Source organism: Kribbella sp. DT2 (assembly GCF_049844575.1).
In the GTDB taxonomy this organism is placed as follows: domain Bacteria; phylum Actinomycetota; class Actinomycetes; order Propionibacteriales; family Kribbellaceae; genus Kribbella.
The window spans coordinates 281,157-287,954 of the sequence record NZ_JBNCLH010000001.1; the positions used below are offsets into that span (position 1 = coordinate 281,157).

Below are 6,798 nucleotides of genomic sequence, written 5' to 3' on the forward strand. Positions count from 1 at the left end.
GAGGTCCCGGGCATGACCGGCCTGACCGTCCTCGGCACCGCGGCGCCCTACCCCCTGCCGGACCGGCCCTGCTCGGGCTACCTCCTGCAGGGCGGGGGCGCGCAGGTGTGGATGGACACGGGCCCTGGCTCTCTGGCCGAGCTGCTCCGGCACACGACGCTGGACCAGCTCGACGCAGTGTGGGTGTCCCACCTCCACCTGGACCACGTCGGCGACCTGCTGAACGCCGACTACGCCTTGGCGTACGGGCTGCCGCCGCTGGCTCGGCCGCTGCCGGTCTACGCACCGGCTGCACTGGGGAAGCGGCTGGCCGGGTTCTTCGAGCAGGAGGACGCCGGGTTCGTCAGCGACGTACTGGAGCTTCGGGAGCTTCGGGACGGGCTGGAGGTGCAGCTGGGTGGGCTGCAGTTGCTCAGTCGATCGGTAGAGCACGGCTGCGATGCCTACGGGCTGCGGGCTACTGCTGACGGCAGGTCGCTGGCGTACTCCGGCGACTGCGCGCCCTGCCCGGCTCTGGACTCGTTGGCCACCGGTGTGGACCTGCTGCTGTGCGAGGCGGACTCCGGTGAGGAGACCGCTGTGCACCACACGCCTGAGCAGGCCGGAGCGCTTGCACGGCGTACCGGCGTACGGCGGCTGGTCGTGACGCACGTCGGGCCGTCGTTGCGCCCATCGGAGGCGACCGAGAGGGCCGCCGAGGTTTTCGGCGGCCCCACGGTGTGTGCGGAGGTCGGCCAGACCATCAGCCCCTGGTAGACCCGCGGTACCCGCCACCACCTGACTGATTGGTGAGTACTGCGCGTCCGCCTTGAGCTAGTTGGCCTCCTTGCCGGCCCAGTAGTGCCAGGTAGGGGAAGCGACTGGGGATCGGGTCAGACCGTCCGGCCAGGTGGCCGGCAGGTCATGACTCCGGGCCGCGTAGAGGATCACCTCCGAGGCGAAACGGTCACCGCGTACGGCGACCCGGGCGGCCGTCTCCGCCCGCATGTCGGCGAGGTAGTGGATGGCCGGCAGGAACTCCGCGCTGAGCCGCGGACTGAGCCGGCCCACCGCTTCGTCGTCCAGCCGGACCTCGACCACCACCTGGTGGCGGTCGTTGATGCCGTCGTCCTCCTCGACGGCATGCATCGTGCCGTACGCCCAGCACTCGCCTTCCGGCCGGAAGAACGGCGCCAGCACGTCCGGGTGCACCTCGCTGCCCGGAACCACGATCCCGCTGCCCGGCGGCAGCACGTGGTAGCTCCCGGGCGGTGGCAGGTTGACCGGGACCAGCATGTGTGGCTGGCCCACTGCGACCGCCACACTGGCGTGGAACTCGGTGCCCTGGTCGCCCTTGCCTTCCCAGTCCGCCGGTTCCCACTCACTGACCCACAGGTGGCAAGGGACCTGCGGTTGCAGGCCCTGTGCCACCAGTTCTGACAGCACCGGGTGGTACCGGTGCGCGTCGTCCCTCGGCAGGTAGCCGACCACCTTGCCCTGCACCCGAACAGCGATCGAGCGCGGGTCGAAGCGGTTGTGCGGTTCCGGGACGAGATCCGCCGCGGTGTCCAGGTCTGCTCCTCGCGCTGGGATGGGATCGGGAAACAGGCCACGAATCGCCTGCTCGTGCGGGGCTTCCCGCACGACTTCCTGACCGCACCACAGGGCGTCTCCCCACAGACTGAACGGAATCAGTTCCATGCGTTGCCCTCCAGTCCCCGTTGACCGGTTTACTCGGCTCATCCCGTCCAGACCCCTGGCCGTTACACCGAGTGAGCGTATGAGAACTAGACTGCCCAGCCGAACCCTTTTTCACGCATGGAAAAGGGACCTGAAACCCAATGGTGTCCGCTCGTCCGTAGTGTGGACGCAAGCCGTCTTGTGCTGCGGGAAAAACGGAGAATCACGTGCAGATGCACGGGAAGGAACGTCATGCAGGGCAGTGAAACAGTCGCTCGATCGATCGTCGGCGCAGGTGCTGTGGAGCAGGCCGTCGGCCGGCTCGACGGCATCGCGCTGCGCACTCCCCTGCAACGCAACTCGCGACTCTCCGCACGCACCGGCGCCGACGTCTGGCTGAAGCGCGAGGACCTGCAGATCGGCCGCTCGTACAAGCTGCGCGGCGCCTACAACCTGATCGCCCAGTTGTCCGACGCGGAGAAGAAGGCCGGCGTCGTCTGCGCCTCCGCGGGAAACCACGGCCAGGGACTCGCGTACTCGTGCCACGCGCTCGGCGTTCACGGCCGCGTCTACGTGCCGCGCACGACGCCGCGCCAGAAGCGCGACCGCATCGCCGCGCTCGGTGGGTCGCAGGTCGAGGTGATCATCACCGGCGACTCGTACGACGACGCGGCCGCAGCCGCGCTGGCCTCGGCGTCGGCCACGGGAGCGACCTTGGTGCCGGCCTTCGACGACCCACGAACCGTTGCTGGGCAAGGGACCGTGGCGGTCGAGCTGGTCGAGCAGCTTGGGCATGCGCCCGACGTACTGGTGGTGCCTGTTGGTGGCGGTGGGCTGATCGCCGGCGTCATCGCGTACCTGGCCGAGCGGCACCCCGGCGTACGGATCGTCGGGGTCGAGCCTGCCGGTGCGGCGAGCATGGCTGCTGCTCTGGCCGCGGGTGAGCCGGTGACGTTGCCGCAGCTCGACAGCTTCGTCGACGGCGCCGCCGTACGGCGGGTTGGTGCGGTGACGTTGCCTCTGGTGGCTGCTGCCGAGGTCGAGATGACGTCGGTGCCTGAGGGCTTGGTCTGCTCGGAGATGCTGGAGCTCTACCAGACCGATGGCCTGATCGCTGAGCCTGCTGGGGCTTTGTCCGCTGCTGCTCTGGGCCGCGTTGTGGACGTCAAGCCTGGTGAGACCGTCGTCTGCTTGCTGTCGGGTGGGAACAACGACGTCAGCCGGTACGGCGAGATCCTCGAACGGTCGCTGGTGCACGAAGGGCTCAAGCACTACTTCCTGGTGACGTTCCCGCAGGAGCCGGGGGCGCTGCGGTCGTTCCTCGACCAGGTGCTCGGGCTGGACGACGACATCACGCTGTTCGAGTACGTGAAGCGGAACAACCGGGAGACCGGGGTGGCGCTGGTCGGGATCGAGATCGGACGGCCCGGTGACCTGGCTGGGTTGCTGGAGCGGATGGAGGCGGCGCCGTTGACGATCGAGCGGATCGATCCGGGGTCCTCGGAGTTCCGGTTCCTGATCTGAGGCTTCGGGCTTCGGTTGATGAGAATTCTGTAATGTTCGGCTCATGCGGTTCTTCGGGAGGGATCGCAAGCTGTGAGCATGCGATCTCCACGTCTGGTCTACCTGGCTGTTGCCGTGGTGCTGGCAGTGGCCGGGTTCGCGCTGACCCAGTACCTGGCGGGACGCTCGACGCCGGGGCTCGGCGACACGGTCGTCGTACCGGCTGGGTCTTCTGTTACGCCACCGCCGTCCGGGACGCCGCCGACCGCTGGGCCTTCGACCGCGCCACCGTCGAAGCCCGGGGCGGACCCGGTCACGCCCGGCACTCCCCGGACCGCCGGCGATGACGACGACCAGGACGACGACGGCATCGACGACGATCTGGACGACGACATGGACGGCGATGACTGAGCCCCGGTGGTCTTCCTGAGGCGGCGTGCCGAAGGGTCTGAGGCAGACGCAGAGCCTCGACGCGGCGGGGGCACGGCGCGTGGTGGGGTCAGCGCGCGGGTGCGGATCATCGGCTGGATGCTGGCGGTGCTCGCGCTGGCCGTCGCCGCGGTGGTCTTCCTGACCTGGCAGCTGCTCGCCGCGCGCTCCGACGCGTCCGCCGACGCCGAGCTCACCCACGAGGCGACCAAGTTCCGGGCGTACGTCGGCTCAGACACCGCCCGCCCGCTCGACACCCCGGAAGAGCTCCTCGACCTCTGGCTGCGGACCAACATCCCGGACACCTCCGAGGCGTTCTTCACGATCGTCGACGGCCGCGCCTACCACCGCAGCCTCGGCACACCACCCGCGCGGCTCGACACCGACCTCGCGTTCGTCCAGCGGATCTCCTCCAGCACCACCCCGCAGTACGGGTGGGTGGACAGCACCGCCGGCAAGGTCCGGTACGGCGTGATCCCGGTGCAGGTCGGGTCGCAGCCGGTGCGTTCCCAGCTGGTGATGCTGGAGTTCCGCGACCTGCTCGCGCAGCCGCTGGAGGACGCGACGAGGGCGCTCGCGCTGATCGGGGTCGTCACGCTGGCGATGGCCGCCGGTGCGTGCTGGGTCGTCACCGGCCGCGTGCTCGCGCCGATCCGCGCCGTACGGGCGACCGCCGAACAGATCGGCGAGTCCGACCTGCGCCGCCGAATAGATGTCGTAGGCAACGATGACGTGGCGCAGCTGGCCCGGACGTTCAACACGATGCTGGACCGGCTGGAGGTCGCGTTCGTCGCCCAGCGCGAGTTCGTCGACAACGCCGGGCACGAGCTCCGCACCCCGATCACGGTGATCCGCGGCCACCTCGAACTGATGAGCGACGACCCGGTCGACCGCGCCGAGACGCGCGCCCTGGTGCTCGACGAGCTGGCCCGGATGAACCGGATGGTCGACGACCTGCTCGTCCTGGCCAAGAGCGGCCGCCCGGACTTCCTCGAGCTCGAGGAGGTCAACCTGACCGAACTCGTCATCGAGGTCATCGCCAAGGCGCGCCCGTTGGCCGACCGCACCTGGCGCGTCGCCGAAACCACCGACACCACCATCCTCGCCGACGGCCAACGCCTCACCCAGGCGCTGATGCAACTGGTCTCCAACGCTGTACGCCATACCTCCCCGGGGGATCGCATCACGTTGGGCTCGCGGATCCACCACGCCGACGGTTACGCGGCGGGCTCTCGGGCTCATCACACGGCCGCCACCGACACGCTGGGCTCCCGGGTCCACGGGACCGCCGCGGACCTGCCGGGCCGCCGCTCCCCCGCTGGCGGTTCCGGCCATGCCTCTGTCGGCCCTCACCCCACGACCTCGGCGGACGGCTGCCCGGCCAGGGCTCACGTCCACCTCTGGGTCGCCGACTCCGGTGAGGGCGTGGCGCCGGAGGACCGAGAGCGAATCTTCGAAAGATTTGCCCGAGGCAACGATCAGGTACGCACGGAAGGCGCCGGCCTCGGGCTGGCGATCGTCCGCTCGATCGCCCAGGCCCACGGCGGCGACGTCCGCCTGGCCGACCACGGCCCTTGGGTTAGGGACTCCGGGCAGGCAAACGACGCCGCCGCAGGGCCACGCTCCGAGCCGGCCAACGACGACAAGCTTGGCGCCCCCTTTGAGCAGGCCAACCACAACACCAGCGCGACCACCACCCGCTCTCAGGTCATGGCCCCACACTCCGAGCCGGCCGACACCGGCACCCCAGACGCCCGCTCCGAGCCCGGTGCCGACGGCACTCCGCGCCCCCGCACCGAGCCGACCGACCACGGCGCCCCAGGCCCGCGCTCCGGGTCGGCCCGTGGCGGCGCGTGCTTCGAGCTCGTGCTGCCGTTCGCACCCATCGAGGAGACCGCACGATGAACCGCATCCTGATCGCCGAGGACGAGGACCGGATCGCCTCTTTCGTCGAACGCGGCCTGCGCAGCAACGGGTTCATCACCACGGTCGTCGCCGACGGCGAGTCGGCGTACCAGGAAGCTGTCAGCGGCGCCTACGACCTGCTCCTGCTCGACATCGGCCTGCCGAAGGTCGACGGCTTCACCGTCCTGCGCCGGCTCCGCGAGGCACGGGTCAGCATGCCGGTCGTCATCCTCACCGCCCGCGACAGCATCCGCGACACCGTCGCCGGCCTCGAAGGCGGCGCCGACGACTACATCGCCAAGCCCTTCGCCTTCGAGGAGCTCCTGGCCCGCGTCCGCCTGCGCCTCCGCAGCGACGGCTCCGGTACGGCGGACGCCACCATCCTCCAGGTCGGCGGCCTCAGCCTCGACCTCCGCACCCGCCGAGCCTCCATCGACGGCCGCACCGTCGACCTCACCGCCCGCGAGTTCCTCCTCGCCGAGGTCTTCTGCCGCCACCCCGACCAGGTCCTGTCCCGAGAACAACTCCTCTCCCAGGTCTGGGGCTTCGACTTCGACCCCGGCTCCAACGTCGTCGACGTCTACATCCGCTACCTCCGCAAAAAACTGGGCCCCACCAGAATCCAAACCATCCGAGGCATGGGCTACCGCCTCCGCACCGACTGAGCAGCCCCGGGTGCTCCACGGCGCCGAGTCCTCCAAGCCCTCATCGCCCGCCGAGCACTAGCCAGCGACGACCACCAACGGCGCAGCCCAAGCGCAGAGCGGGTCCCACCCCGCTCCCCCCACGCGGGTCCTCGCAACTCAGTGAGTGCAGGTAGCCCGCATCCACCCAAGCCCCTGCCGCGCCCACCCCGGCGGCGTCGCCCTCCAAGCACGACGCCACCCGAGCAGCAGCCAGCGACGGTCACCGCCCGCGCGCTCCGGGCGCAGCGCGAGTCCCGCCTCGCCCTCACCAGCCCACCCGCAGCCCCACCTGCAGCCCACCTGCAGCCACAGCCTGCGCAGCCGCCGACCACACCTGCGCCCACCGAACTCCGCCCATCCCCACGGCGTCGCCCTCCAGTCCCCCAACACCGAAGCACCACCCGAGCAGCCAGCGGCGGTCACGCCCGCAGCCCACGCGCACCGCGAGACCCGCCTCGCCCTCCCAACCCCAACCCCAACCGCAGCCGCAGCCGCAGCCGCAGCAAGCCCACGCCTGCAGCCGCCCGCCCCCTGCCCCGCCGACCCCGGAAGGCGTCGTCTCCGAGCCCGACCACCCGGAGCACCAGCCGAGCAGCAGCCATCGGCCCTCGCCGCC

At 70.3% G+C, this 6,798-nt stretch carries 6 protein-coding genes and 1 pseudogene; 5 read left to right on the plus strand and 2 right to left on the minus strand.

Annotated elements, in window-relative coordinates:
• Positions 1-12: 12 nt before the first annotated feature.
• On the plus strand, positions 13-756 hold the full coding sequence (locus ACLQ2O_RS01310; protein WP_425826239.1) for an MBL fold metallo-hydrolase: 744 nt from the start codon (positions 13-15) through the stop codon (positions 754-756).
• A 57-nt stretch (positions 757-813) separates the two neighbouring features.
• On the opposite strand, the gene ACLQ2O_RS01315 is transcribed toward ACLQ2O_RS01310, so the two are convergent.
• Complete coding sequence (locus ACLQ2O_RS01315) at positions 814-1,680, minus strand: HIRAN domain-containing protein (RefSeq protein WP_425826241.1); 867 nt, start codon at positions 1,678-1,680, stop codon at positions 814-816.
• A 231-nt stretch (positions 1,681-1,911) separates the two neighbouring features.
• On the opposite strand from ACLQ2O_RS01315, the gene ilvA reads away from it, so the two are divergent.
• The 4 genes from ilvA to ACLQ2O_RS01335 all read left to right on the plus strand — a co-directional run bounded on the left by ilvA (position 1,912) and on the right by ACLQ2O_RS01335 (position 6,161).
• Positions 1,912-3,183, plus strand: coding sequence for a threonine ammonia-lyase IlvA (gene ilvA, locus ACLQ2O_RS01320; protein ID WP_425826243.1), 1,272 nt, complete (start codon positions 1,912-1,914; stop codon positions 3,181-3,183).
• A gap of 78 nt (positions 3,184-3,261) precedes the next feature.
• Positions 3,262-3,573, plus strand: coding sequence for a hypothetical protein (locus ACLQ2O_RS01325; protein WP_425826245.1), 312 nt, complete (start codon positions 3,262-3,264; stop codon positions 3,571-3,573).
• Positions 3,574-3,672: 99 nt separating this feature from the next.
• On the plus strand, positions 3,673-5,496 hold the full coding sequence (locus tag ACLQ2O_RS01330) for an ATP-binding protein (protein ID WP_425826247.1): 1,824 nt from the start codon (positions 3,673-3,675) through the stop codon (positions 5,494-5,496).
• Positions 5,493-6,161, plus strand: coding sequence for a response regulator transcription factor (locus ACLQ2O_RS01335; RefSeq protein WP_425826249.1), 669 nt, complete (start codon positions 5,493-5,495; stop codon positions 6,159-6,161). Before ACLQ2O_RS01330 ends, ACLQ2O_RS01335 begins: the two co-directional genes overlap by 4 nt.
• 286 nt (positions 6,162-6,447) lie before the next feature.
• On the opposite strand, the pseudogene ACLQ2O_RS01340 reads toward ACLQ2O_RS01335, so the two are convergent.
• Positions 6,448-6,798: pseudogene (locus ACLQ2O_RS01340) on the minus strand (hypothetical protein); the annotation flags it as partial.